Source organism: Paenalcaligenes suwonensis, from assembly GCF_011290505.1.
Taxonomy (GTDB): Bacteria; Pseudomonadota; Gammaproteobacteria; order Burkholderiales; family Burkholderiaceae_B; genus Paenalcaligenes; species Paenalcaligenes suwonensis.
In genome coordinates this window covers 1-20757 of sequence record NZ_JAANPV010000015.1, presented here as the reverse complement: position 1 = coordinate 20757, position 20757 = coordinate 1, and the positions used below count along the sequence as shown (strand labels likewise).

Annotated in this window: 20 protein-coding genes; 4 read left to right on the top strand and 16 right to left on the bottom strand. The window is 50.0% G+C overall.

Going from position 1 to position 20757, the window contains the following annotated elements:
* Positions 1–4 precede the first annotated feature (4 nt).
* The 3 genes from GY634_RS16755 to aptA form a co-directional block, all read right to left on the bottom strand.
* Positions 5–1030 (bottom strand): iron ABC transporter substrate-binding protein, encoded by a 1026-nt coding sequence (locus tag GY634_RS16755; protein ID WP_166409869.1) that lies wholly within the window; start codon positions 1028–1030, stop codon positions 5–7.
* A complete protein-coding gene (locus tag GY634_RS16750; RefSeq protein ID WP_166409868.1) occupies positions 1030–3075 on the bottom strand; it encodes a TonB-dependent receptor plug domain-containing protein in 2046 nt (681 codons plus the stop codon). Before GY634_RS16750 ends, GY634_RS16755 begins: the two co-directional genes overlap by 1 nt.
* A 230-nt stretch (positions 3076–3305) precedes the next feature.
* Complete coding sequence (gene aptA / locus GY634_RS16745) at positions 3306–4649, bottom strand: omega-aminotransferase AptA (protein WP_166409867.1); 1344 nt, start codon at positions 4647–4649, stop codon at positions 3306–3308.
* A gap of 105 nt (positions 4650–4754) precedes the next feature.
* Here aptA and GY634_RS16740 point away from each other — a divergent pair, with 105 nt between their 5' ends.
* Together GY634_RS16740 and GY634_RS16735 are read left to right on the top strand one after the other, a co-directional pair.
* Complete coding sequence (locus GY634_RS16740; RefSeq protein ID WP_166409866.1) at positions 4755–5672, top strand: LysR family transcriptional regulator; 918 nt, start codon at positions 4755–4757, stop codon at positions 5670–5672.
* Between the two features lie 204 nt (positions 5673–5876).
* Positions 5877–7034 carry an iron-containing alcohol dehydrogenase gene (locus GY634_RS16735; protein ID WP_166409865.1) on the top strand — a complete coding sequence of 386 codons (1158 nt, stop codon included), beginning with the start codon at positions 5877–5879 and terminating at the stop codon, positions 7032–7034.
* Positions 7035–7079: 45 nt separating this feature from the next.
* Here GY634_RS16735 and GY634_RS16730 read toward each other — a convergent pair whose 3' ends face one another.
* The 10 genes from GY634_RS16730 to GY634_RS16685 all read right to left on the bottom strand — a co-directional run bounded on the left by GY634_RS16730 (position 7080) and on the right by GY634_RS16685 (position 16408).
* Positions 7080–8519 carry an amidase gene (locus GY634_RS16730; RefSeq protein ID WP_166409864.1) on the bottom strand — a complete coding sequence of 480 codons (1440 nt, stop codon included), beginning with the start codon at positions 8517–8519 and terminating at the stop codon, positions 7080–7082.
* A gap of 4 nt (positions 8520–8523) precedes the next feature.
* The gene (locus GY634_RS16725) at positions 8524–8751 is read right to left on the bottom strand and encodes a hypothetical protein (protein WP_166409863.1); all 228 of its coding nucleotides are present in this window, start codon (positions 8749–8751) and stop codon (positions 8524–8526) included.
* Positions 8752–8780: 29 nt separating this feature from the next.
* Complete coding sequence (locus tag GY634_RS16720; RefSeq protein ID WP_166409862.1) at positions 8781–9779, bottom strand: acetamidase/formamidase family protein; 999 nt, start codon at positions 9777–9779, stop codon at positions 8781–8783.
* Positions 9780–9813: 34 nt separating this feature from the next.
* Entirely contained in the window at positions 9814–10527 is a 714-nt protein-coding gene (locus tag GY634_RS16715) for an ABC transporter ATP-binding protein (RefSeq protein WP_166409861.1), read from the bottom strand.
* Positions 10520–11239, bottom strand: coding sequence for an ABC transporter ATP-binding protein (locus GY634_RS16710; RefSeq protein WP_166409860.1), 720 nt, complete (start codon positions 11237–11239; stop codon positions 10520–10522). Before GY634_RS16710 ends, GY634_RS16715 begins: the two co-directional genes overlap by 8 nt.
* Positions 11240–11241: 2 nt before the next feature.
* Complete coding sequence (locus GY634_RS16705) at positions 11242–12312, bottom strand: branched-chain amino acid ABC transporter permease (RefSeq protein WP_166409859.1); 1071 nt, start codon at positions 12310–12312, stop codon at positions 11242–11244.
* A gap of 1 nt (position 12313) precedes the next feature.
* Complete coding sequence (locus GY634_RS16700) at positions 12314–13189, bottom strand: ABC transporter permease subunit (RefSeq protein WP_242683747.1); 876 nt, start codon at positions 13187–13189, stop codon at positions 12314–12316.
* 123 nt (positions 13190–13312) lie between these two features.
* Complete coding sequence (locus GY634_RS16695; RefSeq protein ID WP_166409858.1) at positions 13313–14551, bottom strand: urea ABC transporter substrate-binding protein; 1239 nt, start codon at positions 14549–14551, stop codon at positions 13313–13315.
* A gap of 31 nt (positions 14552–14582) precedes the next feature.
* Entirely contained in the window at positions 14583–15257 is a 675-nt protein-coding gene (locus GY634_RS16690; RefSeq protein WP_166409857.1) for an ANTAR domain-containing response regulator, read from the bottom strand.
* Positions 15254–16408, bottom strand: a complete 1155-nt coding sequence (locus GY634_RS16685) for a transporter substrate-binding protein (protein ID WP_166409856.1) — start codon at positions 16406–16408, stop codon at positions 15254–15256. The genes GY634_RS16690 and GY634_RS16685 overlap by 4 nt, the downstream gene beginning before the upstream one ends.
* 275 nt (positions 16409–16683) lie before the next feature.
* Between GY634_RS16685 and GY634_RS16680 the strand changes: the two genes are divergently transcribed.
* Positions 16684–17454: an IclR family transcriptional regulator gene (locus tag GY634_RS16680; RefSeq protein WP_166409855.1), complete on the top strand. Its 771-nt coding sequence runs from the start codon at positions 16684–16686 to the stop codon at positions 17452–17454.
* Positions 17455–17500: 46 nt separating this feature from the next.
* Here the strand turns inward: GY634_RS16680 and GY634_RS16675 are convergent, their stop codons facing one another.
* Positions 17501–19006: a CoA-acylating methylmalonate-semialdehyde dehydrogenase gene (locus GY634_RS16675; protein WP_166409854.1), complete on the bottom strand. Its 1506-nt coding sequence runs from the start codon at positions 19004–19006 to the stop codon at positions 17501–17503.
* A gap of 108 nt (positions 19007–19114) precedes the next feature.
* On the opposite strand from GY634_RS16675, the gene GY634_RS16670 reads away from it, so the two are divergent.
* The gene (locus GY634_RS16670; protein ID WP_166409853.1) at positions 19115–20056 is read left to right on the top strand and encodes a LysR family transcriptional regulator; all 942 of its coding nucleotides are present in this window, start codon (positions 19115–19117) and stop codon (positions 20054–20056) included.
* 62 nt (positions 20057–20118) lie between these two features.
* Here GY634_RS16670 and rpsJ read toward each other — a convergent pair whose 3' ends face one another.
* The gene (rpsJ, locus tag GY634_RS16665; RefSeq protein WP_135863858.1) at positions 20119–20430 is read right to left on the bottom strand and encodes a 30S ribosomal protein S10; all 312 of its coding nucleotides are present in this window, start codon (positions 20428–20430) and stop codon (positions 20119–20121) included.
* A gap of 68 nt (positions 20431–20498) precedes the next feature.
* The coding region (locus tag GY634_RS16660; protein WP_479724670.1) for an EF-Tu C-terminal domain-related protein at positions 20499–20757 on the bottom strand (259 nt) is incomplete at its 5' end.

The following is a 20757-nucleotide window of genomic DNA, read 5'->3' as shown; positions in this document are numbered from 1 at the left end:
TACCTTATGTAGAGGGCTGTGCCAATAAGGAGTGGATTTCTTCTAGGCTTAATAACCGTTGATAGAAGCGTAAGAAGAACTCCCTAACGCGGTCAGGTAACCAGAGCTGATCTTGCTCTATGGTGGCTTTCACCCACAACAAGCCCAACAACCGGTTAATGCCCGGCGGAACGTCTATCCAGCCAAAGGGCAAGGCTGGCACCAACACCAGCCTACCTTCACATACTGCACGCAGTGATCGCCACACAGGGGATCGTGTAGCCATAGCAAAGAAGGTAGCATCTTGGGCAAAAATGAAGTCTGGGTCCCAAGCTAGAAGTTGCTCCATGGATACCTTAGCTAAGCCACCCGTACCGGCTGCAGCGGCTACATTACGCGCCCCTACATGACTAATCACCTCGGCATGTATAGACCCCGCTAACCCTGTTTCTAAACCATCTAGCCCACGAGCCAAATACACACTAGGCTGTTCCTGCACCACGGCATCTGCAGTTTGCATCAGGATTTCAGTGGCATGAGCAGCCAGCATCTCTGCCCTACTCTGTACTTGCAACAGCTCACCCACGTACTGCAATTGTCGTGGCGAGTCAGCAAGCGTACCGTCTAGCAATACATAAGGAATGCCCGTTTGCCGTGCCACATTTTCGGCAGCCGATTGATGCGTAGCATTCACCGCGCCAGCATCTACGATGATGTCAGGCGATAACGCTAACAAACCTTCTAAGGGAATAGTGCTCCCCCGGCCAGCCAGCCGCCCCACAAAAGGTAGGTCTTGATAGTCAGCGGACAAGTAATGACGTGCAGCATCGCTAAGGTTATACGGCCAGCCCAGCATTTTTTCTGGTGCCACACAATACAGCAACACAGAGGCGGGTGGCCCCGCGGCAAAGACTCGTTGCACAGCCTCGCCCGCTGGCAACTGCCCATAGTGAAACAGCACTTGCTTGGCTGCAAGTGTTTTGGGCGCCCAACCTGCAGTTAACAGGCTGGCCCCAAAAGCTTGCAGCAATCGTCGTTTAGCGTGATCCATTAGAAGCGGTAGATAGCGTTAGCGAACCATACGCGACCTGGCATGGGGTAGCCTTCGGACAGTTCGTAGTATTTATCGCCAAGGTTACGTACACCGGCCTCTATAGATAGATCGCTACGTGGGGACCAAATAGTTTTCAGGCCTACTATGCCATAGCCAGACAACTGCTCGTACTTGTCGACTACGCCCTCATCGTAACGGCCATTCTCGGCTTCTAGTGTTGCCAAGAACTCCCACTGTGCATGCGGCTTCCACCCCACATGGGCAAACAGACGATTACGCGGCAAACCCGTCAGTTTCACATCTGGCTCGCTACGGTTCGTGCTATTCAAGTAGGTATATGCCAAACCAGCACGCCACTCCGGACTAAATTGCTGCTCTAAAGAAAGCTCTATACCTTGATGACGTGCTCTATCAATATTCTGATACTGCCTACATTCGTACTTACCACATACAGTGCCCGGCACATCTACGCGGTTATGCGCATCACGCAAATTGCTGCGGAATAAGGTGAACTCTAGCTGCCCACCTTCCCACGCTTCGGTGCGTAACCCCAATTCGTAATGCCACGCTTTTTCTGGCTTTAGATCAGGGTTAGGCAATGCTTCGCCAAAGCTCGCGGAATAGCGGTCTTTAATCGTCGCAAAGTGCGTTTTGTGTGCCACGCTACCAAACAACTCGGTGCTTGGTGTCACGTTGTGCACCAGTTCTAGCACACCGTTAGTCGCTTTATCTACAGCACCGGACTCCCACACGTTGGCATCTTTGGTTTTACGTCGGTCATGACTTAAACCTGCACGCATTCTCCATGTATCAGACAAACGTATGTAGTCTTCAATAGCTAACGAGTACGTGATGTCGCGGTAGTTCTTTGTGGCATAGCCAGCTTGTATGTCTTTGTGCCTATCGTCTTTATAGTTGAAGGCCACATGCAACTCATGGTTGGCCCAGCGATCGATGACGAGCTCGGCTGCCGCACCATAGGTTTTGTCATCGTACTTACTACGGTCCTCCTGCAAGTCGGTGTAGGACGCATCCCTAAAATTGTCCATGCCGTTCTTATAGGTATCGGCATAAGCACGTAGGCGCAACGTGTAGTCTGAACCCAAATCCGTGCTGCTCATGAAATACAGGCTATCTTTGTCCCAGTAGGGCCATTGCCAGAAACGCCCGGTAAAACGGTTTCCTTTACGCTCACCGGTGTACACAGGCTGGCCTTTCTTGCCCTCTTGGCGCACATATCCAAACACATACTCATCCGTAGCGTTAGGGGTCAGGCCCAGTTTGAATGACAGCTTCTTATCGGTGTAATGGCCATTCTCACGGTAACTACCTAAATCAGTCGGTGATTTTTTTTGATCGTGAAAGTCTTTAGGTAGAGGAAAACCATTCGCATCCAAATACGATGCACCAAACTGGAAATACCATTTTTCTTGCCTAGAGCCTGCATTCACCGAGAACAAGCGCTCTTGTCCCGAGGCATAGCCCACACGCACATCGCCTTCAAACTCACGCTCTGGTTTACGAGACACCAAGTTGATGGCGCCCCCCATAACGTTAGGACCATACAGCAATGACGCATTACCTTTGGCAACGGTTAATGTGGATAAGTCGAAAGTCGTGAAGCGGTTTAAGTCCACATTACCGTCATACGGCACATACTGCGGAATACCATCCATAAAAATGGCAATACGACGCGAATCGAACCCGCGTATAGAAACCGTCTGTTCGTTACGTTGACCACTAGACGCCATGGTGACGCCCGGTATCATCGTTGCAGCACTACCAATGTTGTTGCGATTAAAGCGCTCCATGGTGGTTTCATTTAATGTGGTTTCACCCAACAGCAATGAACCACCAATATCACCACGCACTACCACTTCGCCCAGTTTAAATACCGTGCTGCTATCGGTGTCCTCGGCATACGCCATGCTACTGCATGACAGCGCAGCACATAATGCCGTCAAACGCCATGCGCCTCGATTCTTCACACTGCCTAACCACGTCGTCGTGGTGAGCACATTGTGCTTGGTGTTGCCGCTCATCTGCCTCTCCCAATTGTTTCTATTCGTTATAAGCAAAGGTATATTACGACAGGGAGAATTGAATCAGCAAATCACAGGCAGAGAAAACAGACTCTATACGCAGAAGTACGACACTAGGCAAAAAAAAGCAGCCTTTTTACGGCTATCCCTTTCACTAAGCACACGGCATCGTGTTTGTGGAGTCGTAAAAACGCTGCTTAAAACTAAGCCGTAGCAGGCTCTTATCTACATCACGCTACCCGTGCTATCTGGGTAGGTTTTCTGTCTAGGGCATTTAACGCATCACCTACTGCATCAAACAGTGTGTCTAGCTCGGCGGCTGTGGTTGTAAACGTTGGGCCAAACTGCAAAGTGTCACCACCAAAGCGCACATAAAACCCTTTTTTCCACAATGCCATGCCTGCCTCAAAAGGGCGTACCACGGCATCACCATCGCGAGGGGCAATCTGAATCGCCCCCACTAGTCCGCAGTTACGGATGTCTACAACATGGTTGGCATAACGTAGGCCGTGCAGACCTCGCTCAAAATGCGGGGCAAGCTCTGCTGCTTTTTGAGGCAAATGTTCGCGCTCTAAAATATCCAGTGCTGCCAAACCTGCTGCGCACGCTACCGGGTGAGCCGAATAGGTATAACCGTGCCCAAACTCCACCATGTAATCCGGCGTGTCTTGCTGCATAAAGGTGTTATAGATTTCACTGGATGCAATTACAGCTCCCATTGGAATAGCGCCGTTGGTGAGCTGCTTAGCCATATTCATAATATCGGGGGTCACCCCAAAATACTCCGCCCCCGTTAAGGTACCCAAACGCCCAAACCCGGTAATCACCTCATCAAAAATCAATAAAATCTGATGCTGGTCGCAGATTTCGCGTAATCGGCGCAAGTAGCCATGGGGAGGCACCAACGCCCCAGCAGAACCCGATACCGGCTCTACGATCACCGCTGCGATGTTAGAGGCATCGTGCAGCTCTATCAGTTTAAGTAATTCATTAGCCAGCTCTACCCCACCCGTTTCTGCTTGCCCTTTGGTAAAGGCCATACCGGGTTGTAAGGTGTGCGGCAAATGATCAGCATCCATCATTTGCCCAAACATCTTCCTATTACCGCCTATGCCTCCTAAGCTCGTACCCGCCACGTTTACCCCATGGTAACCACGCGCTCTGCCAATCATCTTGGTCTTAGAGGGTTGGCCTTTTAAGCGCCAGTACGCACGAGCCATTTTGATAGACGTGTCCGTGCACTCAGAACCAGAGTCCGTAAAGAACACATGATTGAGTGGATCAGGTACTAACGACGTAATGCGCTCAGCCAACTTGAATGCCAATGGATGCCCAAACTGAAACGCCGGCGAGTAATCCAACGTACCTAATTGCTGACTTACCGCATCACGTATCTCGCTGCGGTTATGGCCTGCACCACAACACCACAGCCCAGATAAGCTATCAAATACTTTGCGACCATCGGCGTCAATTAACCAGTTATCTTCTGCCCCCACAATCAATCGGGGATCACGCTGGAAATTACGGTTCGCACTAAAAGGCATCCAATGCGCTTGTAGGTTCAGAGTATCCATGATTTGTCTCCATGCATTATTAGGGTGGTATATGCGGATTGTAGAAAGCTTGTTTGATCAGTAGGATATGAATCTATTGATAGATACATCAGCATTTACTGAACTATGGATAGAGCTACCCTAAATCAAGTCAGTGACTTTGACCTACGCTTATTACGCGTATTTAAGACCGTGGCTAAAGCTGGTGGCTTTGCGGCTGCAGAAAGCATTTTGGGTATCAGCCGATCTGCAATCAGTATGCACATGAGCGATCTAGAAAAACGTCTAGGCATGCGACTATGTCAGCGTGGACGAGCAGGCTTCAGCCTAACCGACCAAGGTAGAGAAGTACTGCGCGCCAGTGAAACGGTGTTGGCGGCTATTGAAGGTTTCCGTAGTGAGGTCAACCAACTGCACCACAGCCTACGCGGCGACTTCAATATAGGGCTAATGAACAGCCTAGTTACTCAGCCCAAGATGCGTATCACCACAGCACTACAACAACTGTGCAGCGCCAACACCGGCATACGCGTCAATATTAGTATGAGTACCCCAGGAGACATTGAGCGTGGCCTACTAGACGGACGCTTACACGTTGGCGCCCTGCCCCTAATCACGACATTACCAAGTCTGGATTATGTGCCGCTGTATGACGAGCACTCGTATCTCTATTGCAGCAATCGGCATCCGCTATTTGCCGATGCCGCGACCGTAGAACTCGCCACGCTGTACACCGCCCAGGCCATACAGCCTAACTACCGTATGCCGCCAGACGCTATACAACTACATCAACCCTTGCTTCGCACCGCTACAGCCTCTGACCGTGAGGCGATTGCGTTTCTGATCCTGACCGGTGAGCACATAGGCTTTCTACCCGACCACTTAGCGGCCAATTGGGTAAATCAAGGCGTAATGAGAGCCTTACGCCCCGATCAAATGCATTTTTCTATTACTTTGGCAGCGGCTACCCGTAAAGGGCGACGCCAGAATTTGATTGTGGATAAGTTTCTGGAAGCATTGAACGCACCGCTTCCTTTGCCGTAACAGCCACTACGCTAGCTTCTTTCTCTACACCCACTACATCTCTCCCCATACCTGCCGAGTAGTCAGGCCTATTTCTGTGCCCTCTGCATACAGAAGCAGTAGTGCCAGCACACCACAACCTGCATATCTAAAAACAAATAAAACGATTAGAATAAAACCGATACAACAATATCGATTCAAATCTTATCGAAATAGGAGAAGACAATGACAACAATCACCTTGCCCAGAACGCTGCTAGTAGGTGGTGGCGTACTTAATCAACTACCCACTGTGTTGCAGGAATTATCATGCCGCCGTGCCTTACTTGTGACTGATGCAATGATGGTGACCTTAGGCCATGCAGACCGCATCCAAAAACTACTCGCAGAACACCACATTAGCTGCGATGTGTTTGCCGATACCATTCCCGAGCCTACCTCGGCCTCTATACAAGCAGGCGTAGCAACCGTTAGCCAAGGCAACTACGATGCGCTGATTGCGTTAGGCGGCGGCAGCCCTATGGACAGCGCTAAAGCCATGGCTATTTTGGGCAAACATGGCGGTCATATTCGGGACTATGCATTCCCCGTACAAGTAAACACCCCTGGCTTGCCGCTCATCGCTATCCCCACCACTGCGGGCACAGGCTCAGAGGTCACACGGTTCACGATTATTACGGATGAAAAGAGCGATGAAAAATTGCTGTGCATAGGCACTGCTTTCGTACCTACTGCGGCGTTGATTGATTACGAACTGACCTTATCTGTACCTGCTCGCACCACTGCTGATACAGGCATTGATGCTATGACCCATGCCATCGAAGCCTATGTCAGTCGCAAAGCTAACTCTTACAGTGATAGCCAAGCGCTGGCGGCCATGCGCCTACTTGGCCCTAACCTCAAACACGCCTACGACAACGGCAACAATCACGACGCACGTGCAGCTATGATGCTAGGCTCTACGTTGGCAGGGATTGCTTTCTCTGCCGCCTCTGTTGCTTTGGTGCACGGCATGAGCCGCCCTATTGGTGCGTTTTTCCATGTACCGCATGGTCTTTCCAATGCCATGTTGCTACCCACCATCACAGCCTACTCCTTGTCTGCCGCTCCTGTGCGATATGCTGACTGCGCACGGGCGTTAGGCTTTGCCTCGGAACACGACAGCACAGATGCAGCGAATCAAAAACTGCTAGATACCCTGTATGCTTTAAATGCCCATCTGCAAGTACCCTCTTTAGCACAATACGGCATTGATAAGGCTCGCTTTATGGAGCTGATTCCCACCATGGCACAACAAGCCATTGCCTCGGGCTCTCCCAACAATAATCCTCGTATTCCTAGCCAGCCAGAAATGGAGCAACTGTATCAACAGTTGTGGGACTAAAACTTACAAAGGGAAGAGGCCGATTAAGCCTCTTCCCTTACTCGCTTAGTTCAACAATGCTGGTTTTCGTAGGTGGTAATCCGTTGCTCCTTGGAACCCATGACCAATACGAAACAACATCCCCTCATCAAATGGCCTACCCAACAGTTGTAAGCCTATAGGCAAGCCCTGCTGGTCAAAACCTGAAGGTACACTTAACGCAGGCAAACCCGTTACTGAGGCAATACCTGTAAACCGCATAATAGCTTCCAAGGTAGGACGTACCACACCGGGTTCTAACTCGATGTTGGCCGTACCTATTTCAGGTGCCGTAAACGGTAAGCTAGGCAGTACAAACGCATCGATGCCCTCAGAGAATCTATCCATAAAACGCTGGCGCAATACCGAACGGAAACGCTGAGCCTGAATATAGTGCGAAGCCAAATACAACTCGCCTTGCTCAAACATAAAGCGCACATTTTCACCGTAATCCTCTGGACGCTCACGCATCCAGCGCTGATGAAATGCACTAGGCTCGGCACTTTCTACTGTCATTAATGCCGACAGATTCAATTCCAAATCGGCGATGGAGGTTTCCACTACGATGGCCCCCAATGAGCGCAATACATCCAATGCATCCTGAGTAGCCTTCAACACCGAGGGCTGTAGCTGAGTGAAGAAGTACTCTGGAATCACGCCTATACGTAGCCCCTTCACCCCATGCTCTAACGTGGCTAAATAGTCAGCCACGGGAGCACGTGAAGTGCTGAGGTCAGATGGGTCGTGGCCTGCAATGACCTGGAGTAGCAACGCGCAGTCCTCTACCGTACGTGTCATAGGGCCACACGTATCCATGCTCCATGCCAACGGGATAATACCGCGCCCACTCACACGACCTACGGTAGGCCGTATACCTACAATACCGTTAGCACCTGCTGGTAAACGTATAGAGCCGCCCGTATCGGTGCCCAATGCAGCCGGTACAGCACGAGCCGCTACCGCCGCCCCCGAACCACCCGATGAGCCCGATGCTATGCAGGCCGTATTCCAAGGATTACGTACCACACCATAATGCGGGTTTTCGGAGGTAGCACCCCATGCAAACTCATGCATATTGGTATTGGCCAGTAGGTTTGCTCCCGCCCCTTTAAGCCTACGTACCACCTCGGCATCCTCAGTAGCCTCTTTGCCTTTCAATATCTTACTGGCTGCAGAAGTCGCCCTTCCCGCCAAACTAATATTGTCTTTAATCGCGAGTGGCACACCGTGTAATGGCCCTACGTTATAGCCAACTTGCATCATAGCCTCGGCCGCTTTGGCTACCGCCATGGCTTCTTCATGATGCACAGACACAAATGCCGCCAATGGCTCACCCACCTGATCAATACGGTTCAAGATAGCTTGGGTAAGCTCTACGGGTGATAAGGCCTTACTCGCAATTAACGCTGCTGATTGCGCTACGGTCAAATCGCACAAGTCAGTCGGAGATGAAAGATTCTGTGCCATGGTTTTAAGCCCCTCCCGCTGCTACAACACTTTCGTCGTGTTGTACGACCACTATAGGGCCTACACCTAAATGCACATCGCCCCCCATCACTCTACATAGCTCATTGGCCTCATTCAGCAAACGCTGAAACTCGGCTACATGTGCTTGCTGACGTTGTGCCGACATACCCAGCCCTGAACACTGGGATACGGCCTGAATATACGCCGCTACGGTATCCTGATCACTAGTCATGGTTTCTCCTCCACCATGTTTGGCCAACGTTATTGAGCTGTGCCAATAATTGATTTCAGAATAGATGCGCCCAAGGTGTATTTGGGGTCTACCATATTACCCAAACGCACACGGCCAGCTTGGGTCAACAGCAAATATGCATCTTCTTCGGTGTAGCCAAAGTCTTCAGCCATCCAACGGATCAAATCACGGTACGCGCGGCGCGCAGCGTCTTCCATAGGGCGTGCCGAACCAATGCTCATGTAGAACTTTTCATTCTCCAAGCGCGGATTCACCAACTTCCAGTTCTTAATCAAGTCCACTTGTATGGTGGTGGTAGTGGGATGCTCAATCGCTACCCCGCACAACTCACCATCACCTTGTGCAGCATGACAATCACCCAAGAACAAATAGGCCCCTTTAGTTTGCACAGGCAGATAAATGACTGCGCCTGGCCCTATGTCCGGCAAGTCCATGTTGCCGCCATAATAGTCGGGCACTAAGGCGCTAATGGCTTCAATTTGTGGAGAAACACCGATTGTCCCGATAAAAGGCTCATACGGCAGCGTAATTTTGTCATTCCACCGCACACCTTTTTCCGCATCTACATCCACTTTCACTACACGCTCAGGCCAAGGCTGGTGCAACAAGGCAGTATCAGCCGTTGCCACCAATCCACCAAACTCAGGAATCAATGCTGTAGTACCGCATGGCTGTGGGCCACGAGGACGAATCTCCTTAATATAAACTGCCAAGCAATCCCCTTTTTCTGCTCCCTCTACATAAATAGGGCCGTTCTGAGGATTCAGAAATGGGAAGTTCAGTTTTTCACTGGGTTTGTCCTGCTCTGTCTGTAAACTACCTTCAAACGCATCATGCGTCTCGGCAGAAATCACAGCACCTGGTTCTACATGCAAGACTGGCGTTTCATAAGGGCCATAGACGTAATGATATTTTCCTTGTTTGGCCTCATCCAAGTGATGCTTTTGACCCGCTTTACCTTTGGCCTCACCGCGTCTTGCCATTAATGACTGTTCAAACCATGACATAGTTATCTCCTCGTTAAATTATCGTAATGCCCTGTTAAATAGATAGGCATCGTCGTACTACTTCTGGATCGGACAACATGGCCGGATCCAGCTCTTCAATGACCAACCCCTTATCCATGACATAACAACGCTGTGCCATGGCTTGAATCATTTCTAAGTTCTGCTCTACAAAGAGCACGGTTAGTCCAGTACTACGGTTTAGCTCCACGACCAACCTGGCAATGTCTTTCACAATAGAAGGCTGTATCCCTTCGGACGGTTCATCCAACAACATCAAGCTAGGCGAACCTATCAGCACCCTGCCTATAGACAACTGCTGTTGCTGACCGCCTGACATGGTGCTAGCCTGCTGCTTGCGACGCTCGCGAAGGATAGGGAAATAGTTATAAATTTCCTCATAGCGTTCAGACTTCACACGCTTACCTAAGGCTTCACCTACCCGCAGGTTTTCCTCTACCGTCATACGGGGAAAGACATCCCGGCCTTGCGGCACATATCCAATACCGTGCCTAGCGCGCTGATAGGCAGGCAACTGATGAATGGCTTCACCATTCATCAAAATCTCGCCCCCAGAACAAGGCAGCAGCCCAATCAAACTTTTCATCAACGTAGATTTACCCACGCCATTGCGGCCAATGACTGCCACAATTTCACCGGGATTAACGTGCAGGTTCAGGCCTTGCAACACAGGTTTACTGCCATAGCCCGAGCGCAAATTACGAATATCAATTAATGCGGGATTAGCCATGTGATTTCCCCAGATAAATTTCAACCACGCGCTCATCCTGCTCTATGTCCGAGATGGAGCCACTGGCAAAGATCTTGCCGTAATTCAGTACCGTGACCCGGTGAGCAATCTGTCGCACAAAACTCATGTCGTGCTCTACGGCCAACACAGCCATGCCCTGTTTGTTCAGGTCTAAAATCATCTGACCGGTTTGCCACGTTTCATCAGGTGTCATCCCGGCCGTGGGCTCATCCAGCAATAGCAACGTAGGTTGCAAACTGATCGCCATACCGATTTCCAGCCACTGCTTCTGGCCGTGACTCAAGTTGCCTGCCAGCTGCTTGGCATGTGGCGCCAAATGCAAAAACTCCAGCAATCTATCGGTATGCTCATTCAGCTCTGCCGGTTTGCGATAATGACGCTGTAAAGCAACTTGCAAATTCTGATGCACACTCATATCGGCAAAAACGCCAGGCACTTGGAACTTCACACTAATCCCTCTACGAATACGTTCGTAGGAGGGTCTATGCGTGATGTCTTCACCTTTAAAAAGAATAGTGCCGCCACTAGGTGCTAGGCTTCCCAGTAGCAAATGGAAGAAGGTGCTTTTTCCTGCGCCGTTAGGCCCCACCAAACAATGGATTTCCTGATCGGCCAAGCTGAAATCAATACCCCCGGTAACATGCAAGCCACCGAACCACTTATCCAGACGTTGTGTTTGAAGTAAGGTCATGATTACTCCCCCTTACTGGTGTGTGAGCTTGCCAATGCCTGACGCTTACCCAACCACTTGCCCAGTGACAAGAAAATGCCATTTGGTGCAAGTAAGACTGTCAGTACCAATAACGCACCCATCACTACCAGCGCGTATTGGCTGCCGTAAATAGTTAATGCCTGAAATCCTGCCAACACCACCATCGTGCCTAGCAAGGTTGCCGTTAAGTCTGTACGTCCGCTAACTGCTACCCAGATCACGGGTAATGCCGCTGCGGTCATCCCCATACTGGATGGGGTGATGTACTGGCCCCAGGAGACATACAACACACCGCTTAACCCCGCTAGCGTGCTGCCGATTACGAAGGCCGCTAGCTGATATTTACGTATGTCGTACCCCAACATCTCGGCACGTCTAGGGTTTTCTCGCGCGGCCACCAACACATTGCCAAAACGGGAGTTCACCAAAATACGTAACCCCAGATACACCAGTACCAGTAACGCCAGAGTCAGGTAGTACAAGGTCACATCAGGGAACAAAACAATATCGCCCCCCGGCCAAGGAATCGTCAGTGGCTGCATACCGCTCATGCCGTTAAACCCATTCAAACGTGCCTGCCCTATCACCCAATTGGGCCCTGCAGTTTGTGACATAAAACGCTCTAGCACCAACGTGACAGAGAGGGTCACTATGCCTAGGAACACACCCACAATACGGCCAAAAAACAGGAAATACCCCAGCACTACAGCAAAAATTGCTGCTACCACCAGTGCCAAAACCAATGCCAACCAGGTCAGCCCATACACCGTGCCAATGTTCAATGTCACGATGGCGTAGGTATAACCACTCAAACCAAAAAATGCGGTTTGCCCAAAGCTCAAAATACCGCCATAGCCCCAGATCAAACTCAGTCCCAAGGCCATGAACAACCAGTTGAAGAAATACACGTTATTGCCCACGTCATAACCGTCGGCAAACAAGGGGTAAAGAATAGCAAGCACCAATACAACGGCAGCACTGGTCCAGAACTTGGGGCCACGTCCCATCGTCTGTGGCCCTTCTAACAAAGCCAGACAAGAAAAAATTTTCATACTACCCTCTTCGCTTCAGGAACCAGCCCGAGATGCCATTTGGCAAAACTCGAATCACTACAATCACGGTTAGCAACATGCCTATGTGACCAAACATCTGTCCCTTCCAAGAGGTCAGCGCCGCTTTCATCACCCCTAATATGGCTGCTGCTGGTGCGGTACCCAAGAAGATGTCGGCACCACCCACAACCACCGTTACAAAAGCATCCACTACAAACGTGCTACCCATAGTGGGGACGAGTGTCATCGTGGGGGCGTACAACGCACCGGCTAAACCTGCCAGAGCAGCGCCCAAGCCAAACGTCAGGCTATACATGAATCCGGTGTTCACACCCAAGGCACTAGACATGCTGGGCACTTGAATCGTTGCGCGTGCCAACAACCCAAAACGGGTGTAGCGGAACAGTGCAAATAAGGCGATTAATAAACCTATAGCCACCACCATTAACACCACGCGATACTCCGAATAGGAGTAACCACCAAACTGAAAACTACTCAGTGGTGTACCGGTACCTTGAATGGTAGAGCCCAGCACAATCAATGTGCCTTGCGTCGCCATCAAGCTAATTCCCCATGTAGCCACAATCGTGTCCAATGGGCGTTGATACAGATGTCGTACCACTAATCGTTCCAACACCATGCCCAATACACCGGCAGCCAATGCCCCCATCAACACAGCGATAGGAAACGGCACACCAGCATGGATGGCATACGTGGATACATACGCACCACACAAAATAAACTCGCCATGCGCCAGATTGATCACCCCCATCATGCCGAAGATGATCGCCAGCCCGCAGGCGGCCAATACCAAGAAGGCAAATGCATCGCCCGCCTGATAAAGAAAAGAGAACGCCGTACTTAACAATTCCATCATGCTCCCCTAGGCAGGATTGCATAACAGCAGGCAACACTTACCCTAGCTGCTGATTTTCTAGCAGCGCCATTTTGCAATCCTGCGTTGATTAACTGCGGCGGTTATCCTCCCGCCTAGCCCTTCTTACTTCTTGGTAGTAGGGTTATCCGAGGGCGTATATTGAGCATTGTGATCTTGTTGTGTCAGATCGCAGCCCACCTCTCCTAACCAATACGGTTGGGTATCGTTCCATACGTGGGGGAAAGAAATGGAATGGTCTTCGTTCACACGCGCCAAGTACATAGTGTGCGAAGTATGCTGACTTTTAGGGTCAATACATACACGGCCTTCAGGCGCATCCATACATACATCACCTTGTGCAATCACAGCTCTAAGGTCGGCTTTATTGGTAGAACCATTTGCGCGCTCTACCATCTGCTTATACAAGTACACAGCATGGTAAGAGTTTTCAGCTTCTTGGTTGATATACGGTTCTTCAGGGAAACGTTGACGCCATTTTTCTACAAAGGCTTTGCTCTCTGGGGTATCAACTTCTTCAATGTAATTGGTGGTGATGTACATACCTGCCAAGCTAGGTGCTTTGAAACGTTTGTGTTCGTACCCTTGGCCCACGTTCACCGAAGACGCCATAGGTAAACCCACGTTAGCGGCTAACGCTTGCTCGTAGTACGAAGCCTGAGCAGTACCCACCAATAGGGTTACGACGAAGTCAGGTTTGGCTCGTTGAATGTTTTGAATATTCTGTGAGAACTGGGACACCCCAACAGGGATGAAGTCTTCGCCTACAATTTCGCCCCCCTCTTTCTCTACAAAATGGCGTACCCACTCTGCGGAAATCTGGCCAAAGTTATAGTCGGCAGCTAACACATACACACGTTTACCGTACTCTTTCATCATCCACGGAATCAGTGTAGAAAACTGCTGTTCAGGCACAGCACCCGTCACAATCATGTTGGCATCACACACACCACCTTCGTACTGATTGTTATAGAAAGCGAAACCATCAAACTGACGCACAATGGGTCTATAGGCCTCGCGGGAAGAGCTGCTAAACCCCGAAAACACCACATCCACCTTGTCACGCTGCAACGCACGTCGCATCAATTCCTGATGGCGTGTGTTATCAGACTGCGTATCGTAAATCACCAGTTCTAAAGGACGACCCGCTATCCCCCCTGCAGCATTAATCTCCTCTGCTGCCAATTGAATACCTCGCACTTTACCAATCACAGGTACCACAAACTCACCTGACTGATCCTCTAACACACCCATCTTGATGGGGGCATTATTGGCGTGTGCACTCATTGCCGTAACTGAGCATAAAGCGGCTGCCAGTCCTGCCAAAATAAAGGCTTTTTTCATCTTGTCTCCCTTCTTTTTTTAAAAATTATTGCTATATGGTGATAGACAAGGCGTTCTCTTGCCCCACCATTGCACCACGGCCTGGTTGCATGGCCTGTGGTTGTCGAGCAGCTTGCTCTACGAGTTGTTTAGCAAACTCTTCAACACTGGTCTGTGCACACATACTTTGTTGTCTTAGCCATTCGTATGCACCTTCGTCAGTCAAGCCATGCCACTTCATGAGTAACAAAACAGCCTTGATGACATAACGACGTTGTCGGCGCCGTTGATTCTGTTCCAACAAATTCAGATTCCATGCCAACTGCTGGTTATATTCGTTAACCGCCATGAATAAACTGAAAAACACCGTACCAGCATGCACAGGCTTTTTGATAAATGCGGTAGCACCATACGAGAACAGTCGCCCTAAGCGTGAAGGAGCCTCAATCCCTACCATTCCCACCACCGGAATCATAGAAAGATCCAGACCCGGATAACGGGGCACATCTACCTTGATACCTAAGTCACCATCCAAAAACAAAACATCACGCTCTGTTTGTAGATTGTCTTTATCCATGACAACTTCACCGTTTTCTGGTGCCAAATGCAGCACGCTCATCCCCAAGCGGCTTAATGAATCCCCCAAACGATCCAACGCTCGGAAGTTCTCGGACACGATCAGAGCCCGTCTATGATTAAAATTTTGCACACAGCGTACGGATCTCATGTCTGCAAAACTCCACTATCTTCTATTGGCAATAACATCCATTCCGTAGAACTACTCACCAGATAGGGATCAGGCCGTACCGGGCGCAATGCTTGCGCCACAATCTCGAAGCTCCCTTGTGCAGTAGAACGCCCCATACGTGGGGTTAGGTGAGCGTGATACGTCAGTGGGTCTAGAAAAACTTCGCCTTGTGGTGCCCAAAGATGATGCTGTAACGCGGCGCGGCGCACTGCCATCACGTCATCACTAGGACTAGAGATCAATGCAGCAGCCAATAAATGTGTAGCAATATACGTTGCTTCGGCCTCTACCGTGGGCAAACCATCCCCCGGGTAATCACGGCAATACTTTTGTACAAAGATGTTGTTTTCTGCCGTTTCTACAGAGGAGAAATACACACTGGAGCTTAAATGTGCATCGCAAGCCTGCGGCCCTATCTCCATCAAATCTGCTTCAGATAAATTGCAGCTCACCACCGGAAAGCGTGTGCTCTGTGCAATATTGCGCTGCTCGCAAACATCGCGAAACTTACGAAAGAAGTGGTAGCTAGAATGCCCAATCAAACTGTTGAACACAAAGTCCGGCTGCAAGTGCAATATCTGCTCTATGCACCCATCTATCTCTGTGCCATCAATGGGAATATAGCTTTCTTGTAAGACTCGTCCCCCGCGTCTGGCAAACTCTTCGCGGAAGACTCGGTTGCTCTCCCAGGCCCAAATGTAATCTGACCCTATGCAATAAGCGGTTGCGCCCGCATTACCCAACATAAACTCCACCAGCGGGTACATGTGATGATTGGGTGCGGTTCCGGTGTACACCACATTATCGGAACTCTCAAACCCTTCATAGTGCGCGGGGTACCACAACACCGCACCATAGCGTTCAAACAAGGGCAACAGCTCTTTGCGACTTGAGGAGGTATAGCATCCAATAATGTGCCGTATTCCTGAGCGCAACATGCGCTCGGCCTCTACGCAATAACGAACGTTATCCCCCGAAGGATCGGCACATTCGAATTGCAGTTGCAGCTCTGTAGTGGCGGCTATCTCACTTGCCGCTAGCTGCAACCCATTTTGCATAGAACGACCTACCCGCCCATACGAGCCCGTGGTAGACAGTAATACACCGATACGATGAACGCTTGACGCCATTCCAACTCCCACAAAAAAAGAGCCCATCGCGCTACTGCGCCATGGGCTCTTTTGCCTTGTTACTCTGTTTGTATGTTCTTACCGTCACCGTAACGGGTCTGCTGGCATCATTGCCATCCGTACAGGACTATCTATGGTTCGTATTCTTGCCTAAAGCGCATCTACTCGGTATCCGTAATTACCCTTCATCGCTTTCTCCTGCTATACGGTAATAGCTACCACCTCTTACAATGCCTAATCATGCTGACTTTTTCTTATATGCACCGCGACCTTTCATGAAACGGACCAAAGGCTCTTCCATTACCCGTGTGCTAGAAATCATTGATTTAGTAGCCCGTGCCACTTACCCTATTTCTGCGGCTACTATTGCTGAAAGTCTGGATATACCTAGACCCAGCGTACATAGGTTGCTGCAGCAACTGGCCGATGAAAAGTACCTTGAAAGCAATCTAGCAGGGCATTGGCTACCGGCATCACAACTTCGAAATATGTCCCTAGGCATTCTTCAAAATGCTCGATTTCGTGCTGGCCATAATGCTATTTTGCAGCAGCTAGCCACCCAAATAGGGGAAACCTGCGGGCTCTCTATTCCTTCGTTTTCTGGTGTGCACATGACCTATTTGGATCGCGCACAAACTAACTGGCCTTTGCAAATCAACGTTCCCATGGGCAGCGAAGTATCAGTCACCTGCACCGCCAGCGGGAAACTGTATCTTGCCTCCCTCCCTCTAGCTGAGCGTGAACGATTACTACGCAACCTTCCCCTGCCTCGCCTCACCAGAAATACCATTACGGATAAACAGCAGCTATCTACTGAATTGGATCGTATTGCTGAAACAGGCATAGGTACTGACAACGAAGAATTCATAGAAGGCATGGTGGCGTGTGCAGTACCAATTTTCGATGACCAGCAACGATTTTTAGCCAGTCTGTTCGTACATGCTCCTGCAGTACGTATCAACCTTGAACAGTTGCTGACCCATACCCCCTCATTGCAGGCGGCAGCCATAGAACTGTATCACTCTGACTTCACTCTACAAGCATAAATTTGCACCATAAAAAGGCGCCCTGTAAGGCGCCTTTTATCACGGGTTACTTCGCTGTGGGCATGGCGAACTCTGCCCCTTTCTCTATGCTTTGCGGCCAGCGCTGCATGATGGATTTCTGCTTGGTGTAGAAACGCACACCTTCTTCTCCATACACATGCATATCGCCAAACAAACTTTGTTTCCAGCCACCAAAGCCTTGCCATGCCATCGGTACCGGAATAGGTACGTTAATCCCCACCATACCCACTTGTACACGTCTACCAAACTCTCGCGCCACGTTACCATCACTGGTGTAGCACGACACGCCATTACCAAAAGCATGGTTGTTAATGAGTTCCAAGGCATGGGCAAAATCCGGTACGCGTACGCACGATAATACAGGGCCAAAGATTTCTTCTCGATAGATACGCATGTCTGGCGTCACATGGTCAAACAACGTACCACCCGTAAAGAAGCCTTGCTCATGACCCGCTACTGTTAAACCACGGCCATCTACCACTAAGGTTGCGCCCTCTGCTACGCCGGTGGCAATGTACCCTTCAATGCGTTCTAACGCTTCGCGAGTCACAATTGGCCCCATTTCTGCTTCTGGGTTCATACCATTGGTGATTTTCAATGTACGGGCACGCTCAGCCAATTTCGGAATAATACGGTCCGCCACATCCCCCACCAAAACGGCTACTGAAATTGCCATACAACGTTCACCAGCTGAGCCATACGCAGCACCGATTAGTGCATCTACGGCTTGCTCTATATCAGCATCAGGCATCACCACTAGATGATTTTTAGCTCCACCTAGAGCTTGCACGCGTTTGCCATAGTGAGCTCCCTGCTCGTAGATGTATTTAGCGATAGGTGTGGAGCCCACAAAGCTCATTGCCGACACATCGGGATGCGACAACAAGGCATCCACAGTAGGTTTACCGCCTTGCACTACATTGAACACCCCATCAGGCAAACCGGCCTGTTTTAGCAAATCAGCCATAAACAGTGATGCAGAGGGATCACGCTCGCTAGGTTTCAATACAAAGCAGTTGCCGGTCACAAGCGCGATAGGAAACATCCAGCATGGCACCATGCACGGGAAGTTAAACGGTGTTACCCCTGCTACTACGCCTAAAGGCTGGCGCATGGTCCAATTGTCCATGTTGGTAGACACCTGATCGGTGTAGTCACCTTTCAACAATTGTGGGGCACCGCACGCAAACTCGATGATGTCTATACCGCGCATGACTTCACCCTTGGCATCACTAAACACTTTACCGTGCTCGGAAGTGATGATTTCAGCCAAGGTGTCGATGTGCTCGTTCATCAGCTCAAGAAACTTCAGCATAATGCGAGCACGGCGAATGGGGGGCGTATCAGCCCAAGCAGGAAAGGCTGCTGTGGCAGCAGCCACTGCGGCATTGATATCCGTTGCTGTACCTAACCGCACCTGACGCGCAACAGCACCAGTAGCCGGGTTATACACAGCCTGAGTTTCTTTGCCTTCGCCAGCAGTGAGTTTACCGCCAATAAAATGCTGCACTTCTTGCTGCTGTACTGTCATGACCTAGTCTCCTGTGGATAATCATTTTTATACAGTGTAGGAAGTGTCAGCTTTGCTGCCTAGCCAAAAATGCTTGATTAATTGTTTAGTATTCTGAACAATCAGCACATGGATATAAAAAAAGTACAAACTCTTTGGGCCCATCTACATTGCTTAAGCGTACTGCAACAGCAAGGGAGTTTTACCGCCACTGCCAAGCGTTTAGGCATTAGTAAAGCAGCCGTTAGCCAACGTATTTCTGAGCTTGAAAAAGCCTGCGGCCTGCCCTTGGTGCGTCGTACTACCCGTAGTGTGCAATTAACTGAGGCTGGCTATAGGTTGGCCGAAAACACCCGTCAAGAGTTTGAGAGCATTGCCCATCAGTTTGCTACGGTGCAAGAGTTAGCCACTCACCCACGTGGTTGGTTGCGTATCACGGCTCCCTTGGCTTTTTCACGCCAACAACTGATCCCCAAACTGCAAGGCTTTATGAACCGCTATCCTGATGTACAAGTGGACCTGAATCTATCGGATCAACTGTTATCCCTAGAACAAGAAGCAGTCGATCTGGCCATTCGTCACACCAGTACGCCACCAGATACGCATGTGGCCTGGGAGTTATGCAAAACCACATCGCTGTTAGTCGCTAGCCCAGAGTATTTAGCTAAACTCGGTGTTCCGGAACATCCAGACCAATTGGTACAACATCGCTGTCTGCACTATCCTCGATCGCAGCGCACAGCCACATGGACATTTGAGCAACGCAGCACGCTTCCAGCACAACGGCTTACCGTACCTATAAGTGGTGCTTTTGTGGCCAATAATAGTGAAGCCTTGCGTGACATTGCTCTGCAACATCAAGGCATTGCATTAGTACCTGATTTTAGTGTGCAGGAGGCACTACAAAAAGGAAGTTTGGTGCAAGTGCTGCCCGACTGGCAACCCTCGGGGGCGTTTGGGGATTATGTGTATGCGCTACGTCCCTATTCAGCGCAAGTGCCATTAACCGTACGGCTATTTGTAGAGTATTTACGCGATGTATTTAAGCAGGGCTTTAAACCCCATACATAAAAAACAACCCCCTGAAGATCACTTCAGGGGGTTATCGTATTCCGTGTTCTGTCAGTAAAAAATTACTGCAGAGCAATTTCCACATCAACGCCAGCTGGCAGATCCAGACGCATCAATGCATCAACTGTTTTATCAGTTGGGTCAACAATATCCATCAAACGCTGGTGCGTACGGATTTCGACCTGGTCACGCGCTGTTTTGTTCACGTGTGGTGAGCTCAACAGGTCGTAACGACGGATACGTGTAGGCAGAGGTACAGGACCACGCACAACAGCACCGGTACGTTTAGCCGTATCAACGATTTCAGCCGCAGACTGATCGATTAATTTGTAGTCGAAAGCCTTAAGGCGGATACGGATTTTCTGGTTTTTCATGTGATTTCCTAAAGAACGAAAAGTTGCAGGGGCAACATCGCGCCCCTGCATCCAGCTATATCAATAGCTTATTTGATGATTTTGGCTACAACGCCAGCACCAACAGTACGGCCACCTTCGCGGATCGCGAAACGCAGACCTTCTTCCATAGCGATAGGCGCAATCAGCGACACTGTCATGGAAATGTTATCGCCTGGCAGAACCATTTCTTTGTCTTCTGGCAGCTCGATAGTACCGGTTACGTCAGTTGTACGGAAGTAGAACTGAGGACGGTAGCCTTTGAAGAATGGTGTGTGACGACCGCCTTCTTCTTTGGACAGAATGTAC

Bases quoted from the DNA above. Each gene is read 5' to 3' on its own strand.
- rpsJ (WP_135863858.1), bottom strand. From the start codon at position 20,430: ATGAAAAACCAGAAAATCCGTATCCGCCTTAAGGCTTTCGACTACAAA.
- GY634_RS16705 (WP_166409859.1), bottom strand. From the start codon at position 12,312: ATGAAAATTTTTTCTTGTCTGGCTTTGTTAGAAGGGCCACAGACGATG.
- GY634_RS16710 (WP_166409860.1), bottom strand. From the start codon at position 11,239: ATGACCTTACTTCAAACACAACGTCTGGATAAGTGGTTCGGTGGCTTG.
- GY634_RS16755 (WP_166409869.1), bottom strand. From the start codon at position 1,030: ATGGATCACGCTAAACGACGATTGCTGCAAGCTTTTGGGGCCAGCCTG.
- GY634_RS16735 (WP_166409865.1), top strand. From the start codon at position 5,877: ATGACAACAATCACCTTGCCCAGAACGCTGCTAGTAGGTGGTGGCGTA.
- GY634_RS16720 (WP_166409862.1), bottom strand. From the start codon at position 9,779: ATGTCATGGTTTGAACAGTCATTAATGGCAAGACGCGGTGAGGCCAAA.
- GY634_RS16725 (WP_166409863.1), bottom strand. From the start codon at position 8,751: ATGACTAGTGATCAGGATACCGTAGCGGCGTATATTCAGGCCGTATCC.
- GY634_RS16750 (WP_166409868.1), bottom strand. From the start codon at position 3,075: ATGAGCGGCAACACCAAGCACAATGTGCTCACCACGACGACGTGGTTA.
- GY634_RS16675 (WP_166409854.1), bottom strand. From the start codon at position 19,006: ATGACAGTACAGCAGCAAGAAGTGCAGCATTTTATTGGCGGTAAACTC.
- GY634_RS16670 (WP_166409853.1), top strand. From the start codon at position 19,115: ATGGATATAAAAAAAGTACAAACTCTTTGGGCCCATCTACATTGCTTA.
- GY634_RS16695 (WP_166409858.1), bottom strand. From the start codon at position 14,551: ATGAAAAAAGCCTTTATTTTGGCAGGACTGGCAGCCGCTTTATGCTCA.
- GY634_RS16715 (WP_166409861.1), bottom strand. From the start codon at position 10,527: ATGGCTAATCCCGCATTAATTGATATTCGTAATTTGCGCTCGGGCTAT.
- GY634_RS16685 (WP_166409856.1), bottom strand. From the start codon at position 16,408: ATGGCGTCAAGCGTTCATCGTATCGGTGTATTACTGTCTACCACGGGC.
- GY634_RS16680 (WP_166409855.1), top strand. From the start codon at position 16,684: ATGAAACGGACCAAAGGCTCTTCCATTACCCGTGTGCTAGAAATCATT.
- GY634_RS16740 (WP_166409866.1), top strand. From the start codon at position 4,755: ATGGATAGAGCTACCCTAAATCAAGTCAGTGACTTTGACCTACGCTTA.
- GY634_RS16690 (WP_166409857.1), bottom strand. From the start codon at position 15,257: ATGAGATCCGTACGCTGTGTGCAAAATTTTAATCATAGACGGGCTCTG.
- GY634_RS16700 (WP_242683747.1), bottom strand. From the start codon at position 13,189: ATGATGGAATTGTTAAGTACGGCGTTCTCTTTTCTTTATCAGGCGGGC.
- aptA (WP_166409867.1), bottom strand. From the start codon at position 4,649: ATGGATACTCTGAACCTACAAGCGCATTGGATGCCTTTTAGTGCGAAC.
- GY634_RS16730 (WP_166409864.1), bottom strand. From the start codon at position 8,519: ATGGCACAGAATCTTTCATCTCCGACTGACTTGTGCGATTTGACCGTA.